The following is a 23291-nucleotide window of genomic DNA, read 5'->3' on the forward strand; positions in this document are numbered from 1 at the left end:
TTTTAGTGCATGTTTTAATACTTAGATGAGCACTTATAGATTAAACCAGACCTTTATCTTTCAATACTTGCAGCATAGTTGAACCAAGTTCAGCAGGACTGCGGGTATATGCCATGCCGGCACGTTCAAAGGCAGCAAATTTTTCTTCTGCCGTTCCTTTACCACCCGAAATGATCGCGCCTGCATGCCCCATACGCTTGCCTTTAGGCGCAGTTACACCCGCAATATAACCGACTACAGGCTTGGTGACATGAGCCTGAATATACTCAGCCGCCTCTTCCTCTGCCGTACCGCCAATTTCACCAATCATGATAATCGCTTCAGTTTGAGGGTCGTCCTGGAACAGTTTCAAGCAGTCAATCTGGTTCATGCCCGGAATTGGATCACCACCAATCCCGATACAGGTTGACTGACCGAGGCCCAGCTTGGTGGTTTGCGCCACAGCTTCATAAGTCAATGTACCAGAACGCGAGATAATTCCAATTTTACCCGGCTGATGAATATGACCCGGCATGATCCCGATCTTACATTCACCCGGGGTAATAATGCCCGGACAGTTTGGCCCGATTAAACGCGTGCCATTACCATTGGTTTCCAGATAACGCTTGGCTTTGAGCATGTCGATGGTCGGCACACCTTCGGTAATCACGACAATTAATTCAATACCGGAATCGACTGCTTCAACAATAGAATCTAAAACAAATGGTGCGGGTACATAAATCACAGAAGCATCTGCCTGAGTTTCACGTACCGCTTCTTTCATTGTGTTAAACACCGGAAGATCTAAATGTATAGAACCACCCTTCCCAGGAGTTACACCACCCACTACTTTTGTGCCATAGTCTAAAGCTTGAGCTGAATGGAAAGTACCATTTTTACCTGTAAAGCCTTGTACCAATACCTTTGTGTCTTTATTAATTAATACGCTCATGCTTGATACTCCTTAAGCTTTTACTGCAGCAACAATTTTTTCTGCGGCATCGGCCAAACCATTCGCAGAAATAAGTTTTAGACCAGATTCATCAAGTAATTTTGCACCCAGCTCCGCATTGTTGCCTTCGAGGCGAACAACCACAGGAACGGTCACATTTACTTCCTGAACCGCTGCAATAATTGCTTCAGCAATCATGTCACAACGTACAATTCCACCGAAAATATTAATCAACACACCCTGCACAGAGTGATCTGCCAGAATAATTTTAAACGCTTCAATCACGCGCTCTTTGGTTGCACCACCACCGACATCCAGGAAGTTGGCAGGTTGACCGCCATAAAGCTTGATAATATCCATGGTTGCCATGGCAAGGCCGGCACCATTCACCATACAGCCAATGTTTCCTTCCAATGCCACATAGTTCAGATCGAACTCAGATGCTTTAAGCTCACGTTCATTTTCCTGAGACTTATCACGCAGTGCAGCAACTTCAGGCAAACGGTACAGCGCATTTGAATCAATGCCGATCTTGGCATCGACACAGAGAATGTCGCCATTCTCACGTACAGACAGCGGATTGATTTCGAAAAGTGCAAAGTCATTGTCTACAAATGCCTGATAAGCAGCCGTCATGACTTTAACAAACTGATTGATTTGTCCATCTTTAAGTTTGAGTGCAAAAGCCACTTCACGTGCCTGAAATGGCAGGAGACCAACTAAAGGATCTACTTCAACTTTAATAATTTTTTCAGGGGTTTCTTCAGCCACTTTCTCAATTTCAACACCGCCTTCAGTCGATGCCATGAAAGTAATGCGGCGCGTTGAGCGATCTACCACTGCACCCAGATATAGCTCGCGCTCTACAGGATAAACATCTTCGGAGACTAAAATGCTGTTTACCGGCTGACCATTGGCATCGGTCTGATAAGTCACCAAGCGTGAACCGATGATCTGGTTGGCATATTCAGCCGCCTCGGCAGCCGATTTCACCACTTTCACACCGCCGGCCTTCCCACGGCCACCCGCATGTACCTGAGCCTTCAATACAGCGAACTTACCACCCAGTTGCTCAAAAGCATGTACCGTTTCATCGGCGTTGGTGGCAAGTATCCCTTCCTGTACCGGCATACCATATTTTTTTAATAGCGCTTTTGCTTGATACTCATGTAAATTCATTAAATGACCTTTTATTACTTCTTTACCTTGTTATACACCCACCAGTACCCAGACATCCGTCAAAGCAGTACCAGCATTTTTTAAAATCGTTATCTTATTTTTAGATGATTGTTACAATAAAAACAACCATGAAATGTAAAAAGAGCGACCTAAGCCGCTCTTTTTTTGATTTTATTTACGTTTGCGTTGAATCGCATGAATGGCACGACCATCGACTGCAAGTGCAGCTTCGTGTACCACTTCAGAGAAGGTTGGGTGACCAAAAGTCATCAACTGTAGATCTTCTACTGAAGATACAAACTCAAGTGCGATCATGCCCTGGTGTACGATGTCAGACGCAGCAGGTCCAATCACGTGCATACCCAATAGACGATCTGTTTTCGCATCAGCAACAAACTTCACGAAACCGGCATTTTCGCCAGCAGCCATCGCACGGCCGTTCGCAGCAAAACCGAATTGACCAGTTTTCACTTCGTGACCTTTGTCTTTGGCTTGCTGTTCTGTTAAACCAACCCATGCCGCTTCCGGATGTGTATAAATCACAGAAATGATCGTGTCATAGTTGACTTGAGCTGCATGACCGTGAATACGTTCCACTGCCATAACACCTTCTTCCATGGCTTTATGCGCAAGCATAGGGCCACGAACCAAGTCACCAATTGCATATACACCGTCAACAGACGTTGCACACCAATCGTTTACTTCAACTAGACCACGTTCAGTCAGCTTGATACCGCAATCATCCGCCAATAAACCTTCAGCATAAGCACGACGGCCTACACATACGATTAACTTGTCGAAAGTTTGAGTCTTGTCTTCGCCGCCCTGAGTGTACTTCACAGTCACTTCAGAACCGTTCACTTCAGTACCAGAAACTTTAGCACCAACGCGGATATCAAGACCCTGCTTAGTCAACAGTTTTTGGTAGTCTTTTGCCAGGGCTTTATCAGCCATTGGCAAGAATGCATCCATTGCTTCAAATACAACAACTTCAGCACCCAAACGACGCCATACTGAACCAAGCTCAAGACCAATTACGCCCGCACCGATTACGCCAAGACGTTTAGGAACTTCCTGGAATTCAAGTGCGCCAGTTGAATCAACAATGATGTTTTGATCAACAGGTGCAGATGGGATATTGATTGGCACAGAACCAGTCGCAAGAATCACGTATTTCGGTTCTAAAATTTGAGTTTCGCCTTCATGCGATACAAACTCAACTTTTTTACCTGCAAGTAATTTACCAGTACCTTTTAACCATTCAACGCCGTTGCCTTTTAGCAAACCGTCAATACCCATGGTCAATTGGTCAACAATTTTGTCTTTACGCGCAAGTAGTTTTGCAAGATCAAATTTCACTTCACCCGTAGTAATACCATGATCATCTAGATGATGCACTGTATCTTCATAACGGTGAGAAGAGTCAAGCAAAGCTTTAGACGGGATACAACCTACGTTTAAGCATGTACCACCCAAAGATGGCTTGCCTTTATGAATACGTTTTTCAATACAGGCAACTTTGAAACCAAGTTGAGCTGCACGAATTGCTGCTTCGTAGCCGCCCGGGCCACCACCAATTACGACTAAATCGAATTGAGACATGTTTATCTCCAAGCAATCTTCCCAAATCTCCCTTTCACACAGGGAGACTGATCCCTCTTTTGCAAAGAGGGACACGGGAAGATTTTAAATGAAAAAATTATAGATCAAGGATAAGGCGCGCTGGCTCTTCTAACAATTCTTTGATTGTTACAAGGAAACCCACTGCTTCTTTACCATCGATTAGACGGTGGTCATAAGACAATGCCAAGTACATCATTGGCAAGATTTCTACTTGACCATTGACTGCCATCGGACGTTCCTGGATTTTATGCATACCCAGAATCGCAGTTTGTGGCGTGTTCAAGATCGGAGTAGATAACAATGAACCGAAAGTACCACCATTGGTAATTGTGAATGTACCGCCAGTCATGTCTTCGATGCCTAGTTTGCCATCACGCGCCTTAGCTGCGTAAGCACGAATACCGTTTTCAACTTCAGCATAGTTCATGCGGTCTGTATCACGAAGTACAGGAACCACTAGACCACGTTCAGATGAAACTGCAACACCGATGTCGTAGTAACCGTGATAAACAATATCATCACCATCGATTGATGCATTCACTGCTGGATAGCGTTTGAGTGCTTCAGTTGCCGCTTTAACAAAGAATGACATGAAGCCAAGACGTGCACCATGACGCTTTTCGAATGCATCTTTGTATTGCGCACGCATTTCCATGATTGGTTTCATGTTAACTTCGTTGAACGTGGTCAACATTGCAGTTTCTTGAGTCGCTGCAAGTAAACGTTCAGCAACACGCTTACGAAGACGTGTCATTGGAACACGTTTTTCGATACGCTCGCCCACTGCAACGCTTAACGGTTGCGCTGCTGGTTTCGCTTGGTGATTTGCCACATCTTCTTTAGTGATGCGACCGCCACGGCCTGTACCAGCAACATCAGCCGCTGCAACACCAGATTCAGTCAATGCTTTACGCACTGCTGGAGCTTGGTCTTGTACTTGCTGACGTTCAACGATTGGTGAATTGCCTGCTTCAGTATTTGCCGCAGCTTGTTCAACTTTCTCTTCAGACTGAACTGCTTGAGTTTGAGCCGCGCCAGAAACAGCACCCTCTTCAAACTGCGCAATAACTTCAGCTGAAAGAACAGTATCGCCTTCACCTTTAATAATAGATGCAAGGGTACCGTCTGCAGGAGCAACAACTTCTAAAACAACTTTATCAGTCTCAATATCGCAGATCACTTCATCACGTGATACAGCTTCACCTGGTTGTTTGTGCCAAGTTGCGATCGTACCGTCCGCAACTGACTCTGGGAATACCGGTGCTTTAATTTCGGTTGCCATGATTTTAGAATCTCCTGGATTATTCAGCGTCGATCGCAAGCGCGTCGTTGATGAGCTGAGCTTGTTGTTTTGCATGCAAATATGGTGAACCACAAGCCGGTGCAGCAGATGCTTCACGGCCAGCGTAGCTAATACGGACTTGTTTACCCGCTTTCATCACATCGTCATATAGACGTGGCGCGATGAACAACCAAGCACCTTGGTTTTTAGGCTCTTCTTGTGCCCAAACCAGTTCTTTCACATTTGGATACTGTGCAAGGACTTCTGCCAGGCGTTTTTCCGGGTATGGATACAACTGTTCAATACGCACAATTGCGGTATTGTTCAATTCTTTTTCACGACGTTTTTCAATCAGGTCGTAATATACCTTACCACCACAAAGAACCAGACGGGTTACATCTGACTTATTGATGTTATCCACTTCATCAATCACGGTCTGGAAAGTACCGTTTGCAAGTTCTTCCAAAGTAGACGTTGCAAGTTTATGACGAAGCAATGACTTCGGTGAAGTCACGATCAATGGCTTACGGATTGGGCGAATCGCTTGACGACGTAAGGCATGATAAATCTGTGCAGGTGTGGTCGGTGTGATCACTTGCATGTTGTCTTCAGCACATAGCTGCAAGAAACGTTCCAAACGTGCAGATGAATGCTCTGGACCTTGACCTTCAAAACCGTGTGGAAGCAGCATGGTTAAACCACATACTCGTTCCCATTTGGTTTCACCAGACGAGATGAACTGGTCAATAACAACCTGTGCACAGTTAGCAAAGTCACCGAACTGCGCTTCCCAGATGATCAAGCTCTTAGGAAGAGTGGTCGCATAGCCGTATTCGAATGCCAACACCGCCATCTCTGACAATAATGAGTCATAGATTGCAGTACGTGGCTGGTTTTCTTTCAGGTTACACAGTGGAAGATAAGTTGATCCATCTACCTGGTTATGCAGTTTTGCATGACGGTGTGAGAATGTACCACGACCCACGTCTTCACCAGTTAAACGAAGCAGGTAACCTTCATCCAGAACAGTTGCATAGGCTAAAGTTTCCGCAGCACCCCAGTTCAATGGCATTTCACCAGTTTGCATTTTCAGACGGTCATCGATCACTTTCGCAACCTGACGTTGCATCACGAAGCCTTCTGGAAGCTCACGCATTTTCGCACCAAGCTCTTTTAGACGCTCGATCGGGAAAGTCGTATCCCATTCGTCTGTGTATTCATGACCCAGGTAAGGCGTCCAGTCCACAAACATTTTCTTGTTCGGTTCCAGTACCAGTGCATTGGCAACATGATTACCCGCTTCCAGGTCTGCACGGTAGTTTTCAACCATTTGGTCGGCACTTGCGCGATCAAGAACACCCTGTTGTACCAGCTGATCAGCATAAAGCGTACGCGTGGTCGCTTTCTTGTTAATCACTTGATACATCATTGGTTGTGTTGCAGCCGGCTCATCCGCTTCGTTATGACCACGACGACGGTAACAGAACATGTCGATTACAACGTCTTTACGGAATGTATGACGGAAGTCATGAGCAAGTTGTGAAATGAATACCACAGCTTCAGGATCATCACCATTAACATGGAAGATTGGTGCCTGAATCATTTTCGCGATGTCAGTACAGTATTCTGTAGAACGCGCATCACGTGGATCAGAAGTGGTGAAACCAACCTGGTTATTGATCACAATATGCACTGTACCACCCACGGTATAACCGCGAGTTTGTGACATCTGGAAAGTTTCCTGGTTTACGCCCTGACCTGCAAATGCAGCATCACCATGTACGATCAATGGCAATACGTCATCGCCACCAATGTCTTTACGACGCACTTGACGTGCACGTACTGAACCTTCAACCACAGGGCCAACAATTTCCAGATGTGACGGGTTAAACGCCAATGCCAGGTGAACTTCGCCACCTTGGGTCATCACGTTTGAAGAGAAGCCTTGGTGATACTTAACATCACCAGAACCTTTCTTGTGAATCGATTTACCTTCGAACTCACCAAACAGGTCAGCCGGGTTTTTACCCATGATGTTAACCAGAAGGTTTAAACGGCCACGGTGAGGCATGCCGATCACAACTTCTTTACAGCCCACAGAACCTGCACGCTGAATAATTTCGTTAACCATCGGGATGAAGGCTTCACCACCTTCCACACCGAAACGTTTCGCACCAACGAATTTATTACCCAGATATTTTTCCAGGCCTTCCGCTGCGGTTAAACGTTCAAGGACATGTTTCTTCTGTTCAGCATTAAAGCCATATTGACCGCGTGCACTTTCCAGACGTTGTTGAATCCAACGTTTCTCTTTAGTGTCCACGATGTGCATGTATTCAGCACCGATTGAACCACAGTAAGTGGCTTCCATTGCCTGAACCATCTCAGCCAAAGTCGCTTCTTCTTTACCGATCGCCAGGTTGCCCGTATTGAATACCGTGTCGAGGTCAGACTGAGTCAAACCATGCGCAGCAAGATCCAGATCAGGCACCACTTCACGCTTAGCCAAACCTAATGGATCCAGTTTTGCTTTCTGGTGACCACGGTTACGGTAGGCAGCAATCAGCTGTAATACGCCGATTTGACGACGTTCATGCTCTGAGCTGACTGTTGACTGAACAACAGGCTGAATACGGCTTGAATTACGACCTAAAAGTAGGAATTGCTCACGTACATTGCTGTGTGGTTGATCACCTTTTGGGAATTTACCGAAGTATTCTTGCCAGTCAGCACCTACTGAATCCGGAGCCGTCAAATACTGCTCATAAAGTTCTTCAATATACGCTGCACTATCAGCGCTAAGTTCAGTGTCAAGACGCAGAGCGTCAGCAACTTCTTGCATTTGTGGACCCATTTCCTATTGCAAAAACATTTTCAGGATGCTTTTTAAGCAAAACCCAGGATTATTAGCGTCAGATTGGTAATATGACACTAGTCCCCCATAAGGCATAAGCCATGAGGCGTTATCACCACACCAAGAAAATCTTGATATGTATAATGAACAATAACACCCCTCAGCGGTATCATTACTCATTGAATACCCGATCGAAACCGGGCAATTTTTTGCAAATCGACTTAGAAAAAAGCAAGAATTAACAAAGATTTTTTCTAAAGCGACTCGGGTCTATCTTTTATATACCAGTCCTTGGCAATTCAATGTTTAAAAAGTGTATGTAGCCTGGTGTTTTTAAACATAGTCATAAGCCAAATGCTAACATGTTCTCAACTTTTCAATTGATTTTTTTGACACATACCTTCCATAAATTGGCTAAATACAGTTCAGCTATTTTACTCTAATCTATGGTGCTTTATATCAAAAATAGATTCAATGTAGACTTAAGTCCTAAGCATTTCCGATAAATAAAAAGAGAGTAAACCTTTCAATCCACTCCCCTTCAAATTTCCGTTATATAATAACATCGTTCTTGTTATTTTTCAGGTCAGTTTTACATCTAAAAATCATAAATACCCAAAATAATCACATGTTCTCTCCGGATCCTACTTAGAGCCAATATTTACTTCCCGACTATTTCACTCCACTTTATACATTTTAAGTATGGGTTCTTTATTTTATCTTATGATTTTCTATTCCCCTTCAATACTTTGCATAAAAAAAAGCACACCTTGTGGTGTGCTTTTTTTCTAAACTGCACTGAGCAGCCTATTAGCCTGCCATATCTAAAAGCATATTACGGATGTGACCGATTGCTTTCGTTGGATTCAGACCTTTAGGACATACAGATACACAGTTCATGATGCCTTTACAACGGAACAATGAGAATGGGTCGTCAAGACGAGCCAAACGTTCTTGTGTACCTGTATCACGCGAGTCAATGATGAAGCGGTAAGCATTCAACAATGCTGAAGGACCCAGGAATTTGTCCGGGTTCCACCAGAATGACGGGCATGAAGTTGAACAGCATGCACATAGAATACATTCATACAGACCATCAAGATGCTCACGCTCTTCAGGAGACTGTAAACGTTCCTTAGGAGGCGCAGGCTGGTTGTTGATCAAGAATGGATGGATTTTGTTGTACTGGTCGTAGAACTGGTTCATGTCTACCACCAGGTCTTTCACAACAGGAAGACCAGGCAATGGACGAACCGTAATTTCATTTGGTAAATCGTTCAGGTTCCAAAGACACGCCAAACCGTTTTTACCATTGATGTTCACACCATCAGAACCACAGATCCCTTCACGACATGAGCGACGGAACGTTAAAGTTTCGTCCTGTACTTTCAAAGCAAGCAATGCATCAAGCAACATACGGTGCTTGTCAGTCAGCTCAAGTTTAAAAGTCTGCATGTACGGTGCTTTATCCTTGTCAGGATCATAGCGGTAGATATGAAATGTACGAGTACCTCTACTCATCTGAATTCTCCTGATTAGAATGTACGTGGTTTAGGCGGAATCGCATCAACCGACAATGGACGGTAACGAACTGGCTTGTACTCTAGACGGTTATCCGTAGAGAACCAAAGAGTATGCTTCATCCATTCATCATCACGACGACCGTAAGGGTATTCAGGATGATCTGGTGACAATTCAAAATCTACAACCGTATGCGCACCACGACACTCTTTACGAGCAGCCGCAGAAATAAGCGTTGCTTTTGCAACTTCATACAAGTTTTCAACTTCTAATGCTTCAATACGTGCAGTGTTGAATACCTTAGATTTGTCTTTCAAATGAATATTGCGAACACGCGGCTCGATTGCAAGAATCTGTTTTACACCTTCTTCAAGCAGTGCAGATGTACGGAATACACCAGCATGGTCTTGAACGATGTCACGAATCGCATCAGCAACTTCCTGAGCATTTTCACCTGTAGCAGATTCGTCAAGTTTACGAATACGTGCAACAGTTTGCTCAAGTACAGTTGTAGGAAGTGGCTCGTATTCATCACCGTGATGTTTAGTCACATAATCGATGATGTGCTGACCAGCAGCTTTACCAAATACCACCAAGTCAAGTAATGAGTTGGTACCTAGACGGTTTGCACCGTGTACAGATACACATGAACACTCACCAATTGCATAGAAGCCTTTCACTGGTTTAGTGAAATCACGGCCTTCCTGATTGATTGAGTAAACATCATTTTCTTTGTCGTAATGAGTAACCAGCGCTTCAGTTTCACGCGTTTCAGGAACAACAACTTGACCATGAATATTCGTAGGAATACCACCCATTTGGTAATGGATTGTTGGTACAACCGGAATTGGCTCTTTGGTGATGTCAACGTTCGCGAATTTCTTGCCAATCTCGAATACAGATGGCAGACGTTTCATGATCGTGTCCGCACCCAAGTGCGTCATATCAAGCAGGATGTAGTCACCTTTAGGACCACAACCACGACCTTCTTTGATTTCCTGGTCCATAGAACGTGATACGAAGTCACGTGGCGCCAAGTCTTTCAAAGTAGGTGCATAACGTTCCATGAACGGTTCGCCGTCTTTGTTACGAAGGATTGCACCTTCACCACGACAACCTTCAGTTAACAATACGCCTGCGCCAGCAACACCCGTTGGGTGGAATTGCCAGAATTCCATATCTTGTAGTGGAATACCTGCACGAGCTGCCATACCAAGACCGTCACCAGTGTTGATATAAGCATTCGTAGATGCGCGATACACACGACCAGCACCACCTGTTGCGAACAAGGTAGCTTTTGCCTGGAATACGGCAATTTTACCAGTTTCCTGGTCAATCGCTGTTACGCCAAGTACGTCGCCTGCTTCGTTACGGATCAGATCAAGTGCGATCCATTCCACGAAGAATTGCGTACCCATTTTCACGTTGCTTTGATAAAGCGTATGCAGTAATGCGTGACCGGTACGGTCGGCAGCTGCACATGCGCGAGGAACGGCTTTTTCACCGTAGTTCGCAGAGTGACCACCGAACGGACGTTGATAAATTGTACCGTCAGCATTACGGTCGAATGGCATACCCAAGTGTTCTAACTCATAAACCACTTGAGGTGCTTCACGCGTCATAAACTCGATCGCGTCTTGGTCACCTAACCAGTCCGAACCTTTTACAGTATCGTAGAAGTGGTAGTGCCAGTTATCTTCTTGCATGTTACCAAGAGATGCACCAATACCACCCTGCGCTGCAACAGTATGCGAACGCGTTGGGAAAACTTTAGTCAGTACCGCAACTTTCAAACCAGCTTGAGCAAGTTGGTAAGACGCACGCATACCTGAACCACCACCACCCACGATGACTGCATCGAAGGTTTCATGTGGAATATTTGTGTAATCTTCTTTAGGGTTTATAGCGCCCATGATTGTTTCCTATCAATTCGCCCAAAAAATCTGGATGGCCCAGATTGCATATGCCAATACAGCAATAATTACTGCTGAAGTCAGCACAATACGCAAACCATTTGCTGAAGGACCCATTTGACGAGTCGTCACATAGTCTGTGAAGACTTGCCACATACCAATCCAAGCATGTGCAACAAGAGATAAGACTGACAATAAAGATAGAATCTTCATTGGAGTTGTCATCATGAAGCCATACCATTGTTCATAGCTGAATCCGCTGTTACACAAGATCCAACCCAGAATAACAACGGTATAAACAGCCAAGATAACAGCACTTACACGTTGGAGAAACCAATCGCGAGAACCTGAACCTGTTAAACCAGTAGCGCTTTTCATTAGAGTACGATCCATACAAATGCTGCAACAATACCGATTGCAGACAAGATTAATGCGATAGTAGATGCGACACGGCCACTTTCCAATTCTTCAGCAACGCCAATGTCAGCAAGTAAATGCTTAACACCCGCAATAAAGTGAAAAATCAAGCCGGCGACAAATACCCATACAATGAAACGAACAATGAAACCGTTAAAGATTTCTTGAACTTGCGCAAAACCTTCAGGCGAAGACAATGATTTGTCTAAAATCCATAGAAGGACCGGTACGAGTAAGAATACGATAACACCTGAAAGACGGTGTAGAATTGATGCAATAGCCACGGGTGATTTTAAGTTTACTTCTAAAACTTGACCCATGGACAAATTGACAGGTCTGTTGCTTTTCACAGCGGGCATCCTGTAAGTAAAAACTCCATCCGGAGTTTGTTGGAATTAATTCGAAGGAAAGCTGGCATTTTTAGGCAAATACATGCCCAAAATCAAAACGACACTGAATTATAAAACGTGAACTATTAAAACACAAACAGCTAGACTTGGCTTTTTTGAGAAAAACCCTTTAAATAAGAATCATTAACAACAACATATTTAATTGTGAGGCTCATCAAATAACAGCACTACCCTTCTATATAATTGTTTTTAAATAATTAACCTGATTGATTTACTCAGCTATCTGCTTAAAGGCCAATTCCTGGCATTTAGACTAAAGATGCACAGTTGCAGCATAAATCTTATTTAAAAACCTGGGTTTAATTTAGATGGAAATCAGGCTCATACATTGAATAGTATGACTATTGCGATACAACCGTATTGATCTGGGCTTATAACCTGAGCTTAAAGAGTCACTTAGACCGTAGTGGATGATGGGTTTTTCAATCGGTTTATGTTATTTGGATTCAAAAAAACATTCATTTATTTTCAAACAGCCTCCCTTTGCTGCAAAGTTGGCCATTTATTAAGCTATTTTTTAATCAATTGAATCGGGTCGAAAATTCGGTTAATTGCTTTTATTTATAATTCCAGACCTAGAATCGGAGTGGCTAAAAACTATGTAAGTTATGAGATTTATATAGTTTTAACCAAGGCGAGTAACAGGAGTGCCAATTTTCTGCAACATTTTCGACTATTAAAAAATGCTTACAAATAATTCATACTCTCTATTTTTTTCTGCACCTCTGTTTAAATTTGACTTATTATAGCGGTTTGATCCTGTGATTTTACTGAACTTTTTATACCGAGATGATATGACTAAGCCGCTGTGCAAGCGTCATTTTTTCATCCATAAGTATAATTGACAAAATTTCAGTACTCACTAATCTTAAAGCAAATTTTTGATCCATCCGTTTTGTGCATTAAAAGATTGATAGACAATTCGGATATACATTCACCAGGACAGGAGATCTATTGAATGTCTGAAGCAACTGGCAAGAAAGCCGTTTTACAGCTTGATGGCAAAGAAATTGAACTACCAATTTACAGCGGCACATTGGGCCCAGATGTAATCGACGTTAAAGATGTGTTGGCTGCAGGTCACTTTACTTTTGATCCTGGTTTTATGGCAACAGCTGCATGTGAGTCTAAAATCACGTTCATTGACGGTAATAAAGGTGTACTTTTACACCGTGGCTACCCAATTGACCAATTGGCGACTAAAGCTGATTACTTAGAAACTTGCTACTTACTTCTTAATGGCGAACTTCCGACTGCTGAGCAAAAAGAAGAATTCGACGCTAAAGTACGTAACCATACGATGGTTCACGACCAGGTTAAACGCTTCTACAACGGTTTCCGTCGTGATGCGCATCCTATGGCGATCATGGTCGGTGTTGTTGGTGCGCTATCTGCGTTCTACCACAACAACCTTGACATCGAAGATGTAAACCACCGTGAAATCACTGCGATTCGTTTAATCGCGAAGATTCCTACCTTGGCGGCTTGGAGCTACAAGTACACGATTGGTCAACCATTCGTTTACCCACGTAACGACCTGGGTTATGCAGAAAACTTCCTGCACATGATGTTCGCAACACCTGCAGACCGTGATTACAAAGTTGATCCGATCCTTGCTAAAGCAATGGACCGTATCTTCACGCTGCATGCTGACCACGAACAAAATGCTTCTACGTCTACAGTACGTTTAGCTGGTTCTACCGGTGCTAACCCGTATGCATGTATTGCTGCTGGTATCTCTGCACTTTGGGGCCCTGCTCACGGCGGCGCGAACGAAGCTGTTCTTAAGATGCTTGATGAAATCGGCTCTGTAGAAAACGTTGCTGGCTTCATGGAAAAAGTGAAGACCAAAGAAGTTAAACTGATGGGCTTCGGTCATCGCGTTTACAAAAACTTCGATCCACGTGCGAAAGTAATGAAAGAAACTTGTGACGAAGTTCTTGGTGCGCTTGGCATCAACGATCCACAGCTTGCATTGGCTATGGAACTTGAACGTATCGCGCTTTCTGACGAATACTTCATCAAACGTAATCTTTACCCGAACGTAGACTTCTACTCAGGTATCATCCTTAAAGCGATTGGTATCCCGACTGAAATGTTCACGGTAATCTTCGCGCTTGCACGTACTGTTGGCTGGATCAGCCACTGGTTAGAAATGCACAGCGGTCCTTACAAGATCGGTCGTCCTCGTCAGCTTTACACTGGCGAAGTTCAACGCGACATGGCTCGTTAATCCGAACTGCGTTGAAAGACAAGAAAACCACCCTTCCGGGTGGTTTTTTATTGCTGACAAAATCAAACACACTACGAGTTTAATACCTTTTAATATAAATCGATCCAAGCCAAATTCACGAAATAAAAACTTGAATGGGATCTGTGCTTCATGTTGTTTTATGCTCTGCCTTTTATTTTAAAAATCATCCGTTTTGAACAGTTCAAATGCCGCAGTCTAACGCCAGGTGAAATCAAGCTCTGCCAGCAGGTCTTTGACCAGCTAATTGACTATTCAGCAGTCAGAATCATGAATCATCCCTATTTACCCTGGCAGTCCAGACAGGTGATTATGGCACCCAGTGGCTATATTCATGCACGAAACTTACATTATCGGAAAGACTATTCGCGTGAAAGCTTGTCTTATCAGGCGCTATTTATTCATGAGATGGCCCATATTTATCAGTACCAGCAAAAAATTAATGTGGCTGTAAAAGGCGCATTTCTACAAGGTGCTTATTTTTTCAGCTTGGGAAAATACAATCCTTACAAATATCAATTTAATCCCAACAAACCATTTTCACACTATAATATTGAACAGCAAGGTGATATTGCCCGAGATATTTTCCTGAAAAAAATACCCAATATTATTTTAAAAGACTATACAAGCACTTAATATTTAATCATTTTAATCTATAGCATCATATCGGTTTCACTTTAAAAAAATTAATATGCTGAAGCCTGGATTGAAGCACTGCCATGGAAGAATGCGCAAAAAATCCACATATTTTTTGTTTTTGGAGCATAACTTTTCACTGCAGCGCTCATTCTCGCAAAACAGCGCTAGCTTCTGGATTAAATTTCGATAAAATAAGCCAAGTATGCTATTTTAGCTCGCAGATCAAGCTTCAACGATCATGTGATAAAGACGTTTTTTCTTTGGCCATTTGGCATTTATTTGAGTATCGAAATGCACTCAGCTGGATAATTAGAATTATAAAAATCAGTTATTTAGTGTATTAACCTATAGGAATAGGATTTAATTGGAATGAAAAGTTTTAAAATTGCGATTGCTCAGTTCTCTCCACATGTGGGCAATTTGGATGCAAATACGCAAAAAATGATCGATCAGGCCAATCAGGCTAAAAAAGATAAGGCTGATCTTATTATCTTCCCTGAACTTGCAACCCTGGGCTACCCTGCAGAAGACCTGTTAATTCGTCCGAGTCTGGCCAAACGCACCAAAGCTGCTTTTGAAAAACTGACTGAAGTCAAAGACATTGTGATGGTCTTCGGTTTTGTGAATCAAGCGGAAGATGGTCAGCGTTATAACTCGGCGGCCGTGATGAAAGATGGCGAAGTGCTAGGTGTTTATAACAAACAGGTATTGCCAAACTATGGCGTATTTGATGAAAAGCGCTACTTTGGCGAAGGTCATCAACATCTGGTATTTGAATATCTGGGACACAAATTTGGCGTCCTGATCTGTGAAGATGTCTGGTCTTTAGCAACCGTGCAGCAACTGGCGAAATTGAATATTGACACCGCGCTGGTGTTAAATGCTTCTCCATATGAAGTCGGCAAGCCGCAACACCGTATTGAAACCATGGCAGCCCTGGTCAAACAGCTGAATATCAATCTGGTGTATTGCAACCAGGTCGGTGGTCAGGATGATCTGATCTTTGACGGTACCAGCTTTGTGTTAAACAAATCTGGTGAAGTTGCGCTACAGGCACCGAGCTTCCAGGAAGGCCTTTATATTGCAGCATACGATGCTGAGCAGCTGCAGTTTAGCAAAGGCGTGATCACGCCAGCGCTAGAGACAATGGCCGAGATCTATCAAAGCCTGGTCATGGCCACCCGTGATTATGTACAGCGTTCGGGCTTTCCCGGTGTGATTCTGGGTCTGTCTGGGGGTATCGATTCTGCCCTGACGCTTGCAATTGCAGCAGATGCCATTGGTGCAGATAAAGTGCAGGCGGTCATGATGCCTTATACCTATACTGCACAAATCAGTGTGGAAGATGCGGCTGAGCAAGCAAAAAATATGGGTGTAACTTTCGGTATTGCCGAAATCAATCCAGTGGTCAATGGCTTTATGCAGGTACTCTTCCCGTTCTTTGGAAGTGCTCCGGTAGATGCCACTGAGGAAAACCTGCAAGCGCGTTCGCGTGGCACCCTGTTAATGGCTCTTTCCAACAAATTCGGCAATCTGGTACTGGCGACCGGAAATAAATCTGAACTGGCGGTAGGTTATTGCACACTATATGGTGATATGGTCGGTGGTTATGCTGTCTTGAAAGACGTGTACAAAACGATTGTGTTTGAACTGGCAAAATACCGTAACAGTATTTCGGAAACCCCGGTGATTCCAGAACGTGTAATTACCCGTCCACCATCAGCAGAACTGCGCCCGGATCAGGTCGATCAAGACTCTTTACCTTCTTATGACATTCTGGATGCCATCCTGTATTCATATATCGAAGAAGACATGAGTCAGGACGATATTATCGAGAAAGGTTTTGATGCTGAAGTCGTGAAAAAAGTGATTCGTCTGGTCGACATGAATGAATACAAGCGCCGTCAAGGTGCCATTGGGCCACGAATCAGTTCACGCTCTTATGGCCGTGAACGTCGTTATCCAATCGTAAATGGCTGGAAAGCAGGTAGTTAAGCCCTTTTCCTGATCATTTGAATTAAATCATCGCCTGAGTAAATGCTTGGGCGATTTTTTTTATCAGTACTAAAAGTAGAAATTTAATCGACGATCAAGGAAAAATCATTTTGGAGATATCTAAAGACTTACTGGATACTTCAAATAATTTTTATAATGCGCCATACTTTTTAAAAGACAAAAAAAGAGACCAAGCTGAGAGCTTGGTCTTTTAAAATGGTGGCTATGACGAGACTTGAACTTGTGACCCCCGCATTATGAGTGCGGTGCTCTAACCAACTGAGCTACATAGCCGTAAACTGTGTGCGCATTATCGTAATTTCAGCTACTATCGTCAAGCATTTTAAAACACAAATGTTCAGTCTTTATGCAAATAAAGAATAAACTCTTAAACTTTAAGCAATATTGGCTTTTTTATTGGGTATTTCACATATTTTGATGAAAAGTTTAATGATTCGTGCTTTTATCGAATGCACAAGATAAAACTACGGATTCTTTTGCTCAGTTTTTTTTTGCTTGGTACTTTGACGAGCAATGCCTGCCAGATCATTTCTTTCATTTTTGTAAATTATAATGGGGTCAGACGTGATGTAGCACAGCGGATTAATCAGCAACCGTTCATGAGCATGCAGCAAAAGCGTGCTTCAGCGCAATGAAGTCAGGCTGAACAGCAAACCAAGCATTATCCAGAATATAAGCAGACGCAACGACTGGGCATCGCCCGAGACCATCAGATGGTATTTTATTGTGCCCGTACCTATGTTACCGAACATAAAATCCGGCAATTACAGCAAAAAATTTACGCCAGCGAAACACCAGCAATTTTAAATCGCTATATATAACCGGCACCTCAACTCAAATCAGTTCCACAGTTGATCCAATGCAACACAAGTCAATATAACAATAATTAATAATATTATTATAAATCATTTACTTAGATCCAAAAAACCATCCAACTAAATCACTACAAACAGATGCTGCATCTTTTAATCTATTAGACATTATACCTATGTATTTACTTGGTTTTATTTTTATACAATACAGGCTATGATCAAAGTATAAACAACTATTCGTACTCGGTTTAACGCGTCATACTTTTTATAACTTAATTCCCTTCAGGAGAATTCTAATGCCTTTTGAACATATTTTAGTACCCGTTGACGGTTCAGAAACATCTTATGCTGCTGTAGATAAAGCAGTTGAAATTGCCAAAGCATTTAACAGTAAAGTGACAGTAGTACAAGTGCTGGCACTCGACCCGTATATCGCAGCGGAATATATCTCTGCAGCACAAACCAATGACCTGATTGAACGTGCCCGCACTTCAATCCTAAAAACGCTGGATGAAGCAAAAGCAAAATTTTCTGCTGCCGGCGTGGATGCAGATACACAACTGCTTGAAGGTCAGGTGATTTATAGCGAGCTTGTCAAAGCAGCAAAAGATCTAAATTCTGACCTGATCGTGATTGGTTCTCATGGCCGCACTGGCTTCAAAAAACTGTTCCTTGGCAGCGTCGCGCAAAGCATTCTAGGCCAGGCAGATATTCCAGTGATGGTGATTCGCAAGTAAATCATGCTTAGAATCCTCACTTCTCAGCAAGTGGGGATTTTTTACATCTCTACCAAGCCATCCCATTGATAGCGTTTTAAATCTACGCGATCCCCTTTAAACAAAATTCCTTCCTGCATGAGTTTTTGCTGCTGGATATTCTGGCCAGATGAATCAAGTTTGTTCAGGCTGATTTTCGCCTGTGAATTGATAACCCGATACCAGGGAATGTCGGTATCTTCTTCTAAATGACTCAATATCCGGCCGACCAGACGCGCATGTCTGGGTAAACCTGCCATTCTGGCAACTTGCCCATAGGTAGCGACTTTGGCATACGGAATCTGACTGACCACAGCCAGAATCATTTCTGCCATTTCCTGAGCTGCCTGACTGCGCATCAATACTCCACCTGTTAAAACGCTTTTATCACTCAATCTGCATATAGATTACCAAAAAGCAGGCTCTCACTTCTGCCCCTAGAAATTATCCGGACTTTCCAGCCGTTTAACTTCCTGAACTTTATCGGGATGATGCACCGCGGCAACCCCATCTGCATCTTTCTGATCAATCATAATCTCTGGCTGAAAAACAGTAATGGTCTCATTGCCTTTAACATCTTCACCGACAATATACTGAAAACCCTTCCGATTCATTTTGTGGCACATGCGTTGATACCAGCCTTTAAAGCCCTCAGTTTCTTCACTCGGATTATAGTAAAAGGCATTCATAACTGCAGGCAGTCCCAAGCCACACACCACACCGGACAATAGCACCACAATAAAGGTATAACCCACCAGAATACTGCTATAGGCTTCTAGCTGAGGAATATTGGCTACCGCTAAAATCAGTGCCAGGGAAATCCCGCCACGTACACCGCCCCAAGACAGAATGGTCAAACTGCCGTTATAGCTTTTCCTGCTGACTTTGGGAAACATCGCAAAGGCCAGGTAATTGGCAGCAAAACGGGCCAAATGCAGAATCACAAAGGCCACCATACCCCCCAAAACCAGACTGGCGCTCAAATCCAGAATAAACAATTCCAGACCAATCAGGGTAAACAGGAATGAATTGATGATCCCTTCAACCGTATGCCAGAAATGATTGACATCCCCAATTTCAGCATCAGCTAGGATTTCTTTCCATTTATTGCCGACAATCAACCCGCCAATTACACAGGCAATCGGTGCTGAAGCATGTGCCAGCAAAGCCACCAGATAGGAACCACATGCCAGCAAGGCTGTGGTCAGAATCAGCGATTCCATTTCATGTTTGCCGCGTAAGATCCGCAAGATCGCAAAGCCAAATCCAAGCCCAATCAGCACAGCCACCACAATCTCGTAAAGCAAGGTTTGCAATACGGCCAGTAGCGTGAAGTTTTCACCCTGCAAAACATTGAGCAAGGTCATAAACAATGCAATACACATTGCATCATTAAACAGTGATTCACCTTCCAGTTTAACAATCAAATGATGCGGTGCACGAACTGAACTCAAGACCCCTTTAATACCAATCGGATCGGTTGCGCCCAAAGCCGCTCCCAGCAGCAGTAAAACCAGCAGGTCAACATGCTTGCCAATCAGGAACTGATAGCCATATAACACCACACCGAAAAATACCGCACAGAACACCAAAGCTAGCCCAGCCAGAATACTGATCGGTCGCCAGTGGTTACGCAGATCTGAGACCTTAAATTTCAGTGCAGATGAGGTCAGAATAAAACAGATCACCCCATTAATCAGAAAATCATAGAAATCGACATTACGTACAGCCTGCTCGATATTATCAATATTGATACTAAAGAATGGGTTACCCTGCAATAAACTGGCACCCCATTGCAGGATGAACACAAAGATAGCTGAAACAATCGGGACACCAATCGCTTGCGGAAAACCTAAAACACGTTTATTAAACATGGTGGTGGCAATGGAAAGCGCAAATACCACCGTGAGTAGCTGAAGAAAAAAGAAACTTCCCATTGGGTTTCCTAGAGTCGGACGAGATGAGGCAAGATGCGCCAAGCAGTATTGTTAAAATAGAGCTTTGAATAGCAAGGTATTCTGGTAAAACAAGTTTAATCCTCTTTTTTATCGAATTGAGTTAAGTTTCTTTTCAGTATTTTTGAATGATGATTTAATATACAGCTCAGCACCAACTTTTGCTTCCATCTCTCTATTTTGAATTTTCCTCCCATGCATCAAACTGTCAAAACCATTTTTCGTCTCTGTTTTGCAGGTGTGATTTTCCTGATCACGCTGTCTTTATGTTTTACCTGTTTTGCTAAAATGCAGGAAATTTTGCAAGCCAAACAGCATTATCAGCAAGCCACCAACATTCCACTAAAAAGTACAGCCGGCGAGCAATATGTGCTGCTGTCCAATAACCAGCGACCGGACAATGCCATCTTCATTCTGATTGCCGGAAATGGTTACGTGGCCAAAATAAATTGTGAGCATTACAGCGCTTTATGTAGCGACGACGACAATCAATCGCATACTCGCCAAATCCAGACGGTTGACTTAATCAAGGCAGGAAACCTGTTTTATATTGAGAAGATTCAATTTAGAGATAGCCGCACGGGCAAAGCCACGGCGCTAGAATATTCCAAAGATGATATTCAGCAGTTTTATCAAAATGATATCAGCAATTTGAAATATATTGTATTTGCCATTGCCCTGTTTGCTTTGGCTGCTTTGTTTGTAAGCTTTAAAATATTAAAAAATTTCCGGCGCTTTCTACAAAAATAAAAAAGGAGCTTAATGCTCCTTTTTTATAGCAATAAACTAAATATTTTGATTAAAGGTGTCACAGCTGGCCATTTGACCTGAGTTCAAACCGGTATTAAACCACTGCACCCGCTGCGCACTGCTGCCATGGGTAAAGCTGTCTGGCACCACCTGTCCGCGGGCACGTTTCTGCAAATAGTCATCACCAATTTTATGCGCAGCATCCATGGCTTCCTGCACATCTCCCTGCTCCAGGAACTGGGTACGCTGATGATTATGATATGCCCACACGCCTGCCAGACAGTCTGCCTGCAATTCCTGACGTACTGACAACTGATTGCCCTGCACTTCACTTGCCTGCTGTCTCGCCTGTTGTACCTGAGCTGAAATACCTAAAAGGGTCTGAATATGATGGCCAACCTCATGTGCTACCACATAGGCTTGGGCAAAATCCCCGGCCTGATCAGAACGGGATAACTCGGTGGCATTCTGTTCACCACTAATCCCCATTTGTGTCCGCATATCTTTAAAGAAACTGGTATCGATATAGACTTTCTGGTCGGCTGGGCAATAAAAAGGCCCCATCGCCGATTGTGCAGCACCACAGGCAGAATTGACCACACCATTAAACAGCACCAGTTTTGGGGGTGTATATTGCTGATTCAACTGCTGCTGAAACACCTGAGTCCAGGTATCTTCAGTATCGGCCAGGATCGTACCGACAAAATCAATCGACTCTTGCTGCTCCGGCGTCGGATTTTCCAGACCCCGTGTTTCCGCCGCACCCGATACGCCTTGAGTGACCTGCTTGGTGGTTTGATAAGCCTGCTGTGGATCGACACCGAAGAATTTCCAGGCCACAAAAGCCACAATCAACCCGATAATACTGATACCGCCAGCTTTGGCTCCGCCACCGCGACGGTCTTCTACATTACTACTGACACGACGACCTTTCCAACGCATAGTTTTTTCCTTTTCTTCATCTGCTCAATCTGCAGATAGTTTTGCATCTTAAGCTTTTGATGATTTGGGCCAGATTTTTTTAATCAGGCTGATGATCAGCATCACCAGCAGACCTGCTAAAATTCCCACAGCGAAATTAATCAAGGTCGGTGTCAAGGCACCCACAATATTTCCGATACTGGGAATATCCTGTACATAGCTAACACTATCTTCTGTAAAGTGGTGAATGAAAGGAATAGCATGATTAATAATCCCTCCACCGACCAGGAACATCGCAGCAGTTCCAACAACTGATAAAATTTTCATCAGAACCGGGGCAAATGCCAACAAGCCGCGTCCTATTCCTTGCTTAAAATCGGATTGCTGCTCGGTCAGATGCAGGCCGATATCATCCAGTTTGACAATCAGGGCGACAAAACCATATACCCCGATGGTCATCACGATCGCAATCAGGCTTAAAACGGTAACTTTGGTCAGCATGGAGGCTGCCGCTACCGTTCCCAAGGTAATCACGATAATTTCAGCCGAAAGGATAAAGTCAGTACGAATCGCGCCTTTGACTTTTTCATTTTCAAACTGGCGCAGATCTGTTTCAGTATGGATCAGTTGCTCACGAGCCTGTTCAGCATCCTTGACCTTTGGTGTATGCAAGGTATGGACGATTTTTTCCACGCCCTCATAACACAGAAACAAACCACCCAGCACCAGTAAGGGGTTAATCAGCCAGCCAGCAATAAAGCTGATTAACAAGGCCAGCGGCACTAAAATCAGTTTATTGACAAAAGAACCTTTGGCGACCTTCCATACCACCGGCAATTCACGATCTGCCCGTACGCCTGAGACCTGCTGCGCATTTAAAGCCAGATCATCACCGAGTACGCCAGCTGTTTTTTTGGCTGCCATTTTACTCATGACAGCCACATCATCCAGAACCGTAGCAATATCATCTAATAATAGTAATAAACTGCTAGCCATACTTATTATCCTTATCATATTTCAATTTATTCTAATCAAAATTCTTAAAAATATTGTATTCACTTG

Annotated in this window: 18 protein-coding genes and 1 tRNA gene; 5 read left to right on the forward strand and 14 right to left on the reverse strand. The window is 43.5% G+C overall.

What is annotated here, in order from left to right; genetic code table 11:
* Positions 1-40: 40 nt before the first annotated feature.
* From sucD to sdhC, 9 genes are all read right to left on the reverse strand, one after another.
* The gene (sucD, locus tag AC3IT7_RS10490; RefSeq protein WP_475654543.1) at positions 41-931 is read right to left on the reverse strand and encodes a succinate--CoA ligase subunit alpha; all 891 of its coding nucleotides are present in this window, start codon (positions 929-931) and stop codon (positions 41-43) included.
* A gap of 12 nt (positions 932-943) precedes the next feature.
* Positions 944-2110: an ADP-forming succinate--CoA ligase subunit beta gene (sucC, locus tag AC3IT7_RS10495; protein ID WP_489248427.1), complete on the reverse strand. Its 1167-nt coding sequence runs from the start codon at positions 2108-2110 to the stop codon at positions 944-946.
* Positions 2111-2281: 171 nt separating this feature from the next.
* On the reverse strand, positions 2282-3712 hold the full coding sequence (gene lpdA, locus AC3IT7_RS10500; protein WP_159138058.1) for a dihydrolipoyl dehydrogenase: 1431 nt from the start codon (positions 3710-3712) through the stop codon (positions 2282-2284).
* Positions 3713-3809: 97 nt separating this feature from the next.
* On the reverse strand, positions 3810-5015 hold the full coding sequence (odhB, locus tag AC3IT7_RS10505; protein WP_195724988.1) for a 2-oxoglutarate dehydrogenase complex dihydrolipoyllysine-residue succinyltransferase: 1206 nt from the start codon (positions 5013-5015) through the stop codon (positions 3810-3812).
* Between the two features lie 19 nt (positions 5016-5034).
* Positions 5035-7857, reverse strand: a complete 2823-nt coding sequence (locus AC3IT7_RS10510; RefSeq protein ID WP_475654546.1) for a 2-oxoglutarate dehydrogenase E1 component — start codon at positions 7855-7857, stop codon at positions 5035-5037.
* An 822-nt stretch (positions 7858-8679) separates the two neighbouring features.
* Positions 8680-9390, reverse strand: a complete 711-nt coding sequence (locus AC3IT7_RS10515; protein WP_004279433.1) for a succinate dehydrogenase iron-sulfur subunit — start codon at positions 9388-9390, stop codon at positions 8680-8682.
* A 14-nt stretch (positions 9391-9404) separates the two neighbouring features.
* The gene (locus tag AC3IT7_RS10520; protein ID WP_489248428.1) at positions 9405-11303 is read right to left on the reverse strand and encodes an FAD-binding protein; all 1899 of its coding nucleotides are present in this window, start codon (positions 11301-11303) and stop codon (positions 9405-9407) included.
* A 12-nt stretch (positions 11304-11315) separates the two neighbouring features.
* On the reverse strand, positions 11316-11681 hold the full coding sequence (gene sdhD / locus AC3IT7_RS10525; RefSeq protein ID WP_005096282.1) for a succinate dehydrogenase, hydrophobic membrane anchor protein: 366 nt from the start codon (positions 11679-11681) through the stop codon (positions 11316-11318).
* On the reverse strand, positions 11681-12079 hold the full coding sequence (gene sdhC / locus AC3IT7_RS10530; RefSeq protein ID WP_085064488.1) for a succinate dehydrogenase, cytochrome b556 subunit: 399 nt from the start codon (positions 12077-12079) through the stop codon (positions 11681-11683). The genes sdhD and sdhC overlap by 1 nt, the downstream gene beginning before the upstream one ends.
* Before the next feature lie 1009 nt (positions 12080-13088).
* Between sdhC and gltA the strand changes: the two genes are divergently transcribed.
* The 3 genes from gltA to AC3IT7_RS10545 all read left to right on the forward strand — a co-directional run bounded on the left by gltA (position 13089) and on the right by AC3IT7_RS10545 (position 17015).
* Positions 13089-14363, forward strand: a complete 1275-nt coding sequence (gene gltA / locus AC3IT7_RS10535; RefSeq protein WP_489248429.1) for a citrate synthase — start codon at positions 13089-13091, stop codon at positions 14361-14363.
* A 150-nt stretch (positions 14364-14513) separates the two neighbouring features.
* On the forward strand, positions 14514-15017 hold the full coding sequence (locus tag AC3IT7_RS10540) for a hypothetical protein (protein ID WP_489248430.1): 504 nt from the start codon (positions 14514-14516) through the stop codon (positions 15015-15017).
* Between the two features lie 372 nt (positions 15018-15389).
* Complete coding sequence (locus AC3IT7_RS10545; RefSeq protein WP_489248431.1) at positions 15390-17015, forward strand: NAD+ synthase; 1626 nt, start codon at positions 15390-15392, stop codon at positions 17013-17015.
* Between the two features lie 217 nt (positions 17016-17232).
* Here AC3IT7_RS10545 and AC3IT7_RS10550 read toward each other — a convergent pair.
* A tRNA-Met gene (locus AC3IT7_RS10550) sits at positions 17233-17309 on the reverse strand.
* A gap of 835 nt (positions 17310-18144) precedes the next feature.
* On the opposite strand from AC3IT7_RS10550, the gene AC3IT7_RS10555 reads away from it, so the two are divergent.
* Positions 18145-18585: a universal stress protein gene (locus tag AC3IT7_RS10555; protein WP_475654225.1), complete on the forward strand. Its 441-nt coding sequence runs from the start codon at positions 18145-18147 to the stop codon at positions 18583-18585.
* 41 nt (positions 18586-18626) lie between these two features.
* On the opposite strand, the gene AC3IT7_RS10560 is transcribed toward AC3IT7_RS10555, so the two are convergent.
* Both AC3IT7_RS10560 and AC3IT7_RS10565 read right to left on the reverse strand, forming a co-directional pair.
* A complete protein-coding gene (locus AC3IT7_RS10560; RefSeq protein WP_489250007.1) occupies positions 18627-18929 on the reverse strand; it encodes an MGMT family protein in 303 nt (100 codons plus the stop codon).
* A gap of 111 nt (positions 18930-19040) precedes the next feature.
* Positions 19041-20540 (reverse strand): cation:proton antiporter, encoded by a 1500-nt coding sequence (locus AC3IT7_RS10565; RefSeq protein WP_489248432.1) that lies wholly within the window; start codon positions 20538-20540, stop codon positions 19041-19043.
* A 213-nt stretch (positions 20541-20753) separates the two neighbouring features.
* Between AC3IT7_RS10565 and AC3IT7_RS10570 the strand changes: the two genes are divergently transcribed.
* Positions 20754-21308: a hypothetical protein gene (locus AC3IT7_RS10570; RefSeq protein ID WP_489248433.1), complete on the forward strand. Its 555-nt coding sequence runs from the start codon at positions 20754-20756 to the stop codon at positions 21306-21308.
* 36 nt (positions 21309-21344) lie between these two features.
* Here AC3IT7_RS10570 and ypfJ read toward each other — a convergent pair whose 3' ends face one another.
* Positions 21345-22250 (reverse strand): KPN_02809 family neutral zinc metallopeptidase, encoded by a 906-nt coding sequence (ypfJ, locus tag AC3IT7_RS10575; RefSeq protein ID WP_489248434.1) that lies wholly within the window; start codon positions 22248-22250, stop codon positions 21345-21347.
* A gap of 48 nt (positions 22251-22298) precedes the next feature.
* Entirely contained in the window at positions 22299-23225 is a 927-nt protein-coding gene (locus AC3IT7_RS10580) for a DUF808 domain-containing protein (RefSeq protein WP_489248435.1), read from the reverse strand.
* Positions 23226-23291: the final 66 nt, after the last annotated feature.

Source organism: Acinetobacter sp. KH_038 (assembly GCF_057839405.1).

Bases quoted from the DNA above. Each gene is read 5' to 3' on its own strand.
- AC3IT7_RS10540 (WP_489248430.1), top strand. From the start codon at position 14,514: ATGTTGTTTTATGCTCTGCCTTTTATTTTAAAAATCATCCGTTTTGAA.
- sdhD (WP_005096282.1), bottom strand. From the start codon at position 11,681: ATGAAAAGCGCTACTGGTTTAACAGGTTCAGGTTCTCGCGATTGGTTT.
- AC3IT7_RS10545 (WP_489248431.1), top strand. From the start codon at position 15,390: ATGAAAAGTTTTAAAATTGCGATTGCTCAGTTCTCTCCACATGTGGGC.
- gltA (WP_489248429.1), top strand. From the start codon at position 13,089: ATGTCTGAAGCAACTGGCAAGAAAGCCGTTTTACAGCTTGATGGCAAA.
- ypfJ (WP_489248434.1), bottom strand. From the start codon at position 22,250: ATGCGTTGGAAAGGTCGTCGTGTCAGTAGTAATGTAGAAGACCGTCGC.
- sucC (WP_489248427.1), bottom strand. From the start codon at position 2,110: ATGAATTTACATGAGTATCAAGCAAAAGCGCTATTAAAAAAATATGGT.
- AC3IT7_RS10555 (WP_475654225.1), top strand. From the start codon at position 18,145: ATGCCTTTTGAACATATTTTAGTACCCGTTGACGGTTCAGAAACATCT.
- AC3IT7_RS10510 (WP_475654546.1), bottom strand. From the start codon at position 7,857: ATGCAAGAAGTTGCTGACGCTCTGCGTCTTGACACTGAACTTAGCGCT.
- odhB (WP_195724988.1), bottom strand. From the start codon at position 5,015: ATGGCAACCGAAATTAAAGCACCGGTATTCCCAGAGTCAGTTGCGGAC.
- AC3IT7_RS10580 (WP_489248435.1), bottom strand. From the start codon at position 23,225: ATGGCTAGCAGTTTATTACTATTATTAGATGATATTGCTACGGTTCTG.
- sdhC (WP_085064488.1), bottom strand. From the start codon at position 12,079: ATGCCCGCTGTGAAAAGCAACAGACCTGTCAATTTGTCCATGGGTCAA.
- AC3IT7_RS10565 (WP_489248432.1), bottom strand. From the start codon at position 20,540: ATGGGAAGTTTCTTTTTTCTTCAGCTACTCACGGTGGTATTTGCGCTT.
- AC3IT7_RS10560 (WP_489250007.1), bottom strand. From the start codon at position 18,929: ATGATTCTGGCTGTGGTCAGTCAGATTCCGTATGCCAAAGTCGCTACC.
- lpdA (WP_159138058.1), bottom strand. From the start codon at position 3,712: ATGTCTCAATTCGATTTAGTCGTAATTGGTGGTGGCCCGGGCGGCTAC.
- AC3IT7_RS10570 (WP_489248433.1), top strand. From the start codon at position 20,754: ATGCATCAAACTGTCAAAACCATTTTTCGTCTCTGTTTTGCAGGTGTG.
- AC3IT7_RS10515 (WP_004279433.1), bottom strand. From the start codon at position 9,390: ATGAGTAGAGGTACTCGTACATTTCATATCTACCGCTATGATCCTGAC.
- sucD (WP_475654543.1), bottom strand. From the start codon at position 931: ATGAGCGTATTAATTAATAAAGACACAAAGGTATTGGTACAAGGCTTT.
- AC3IT7_RS10520 (WP_489248428.1), bottom strand. From the start codon at position 11,303: ATGGGCGCTATAAACCCTAAAGAAGATTACACAAATATTCCACATGAA.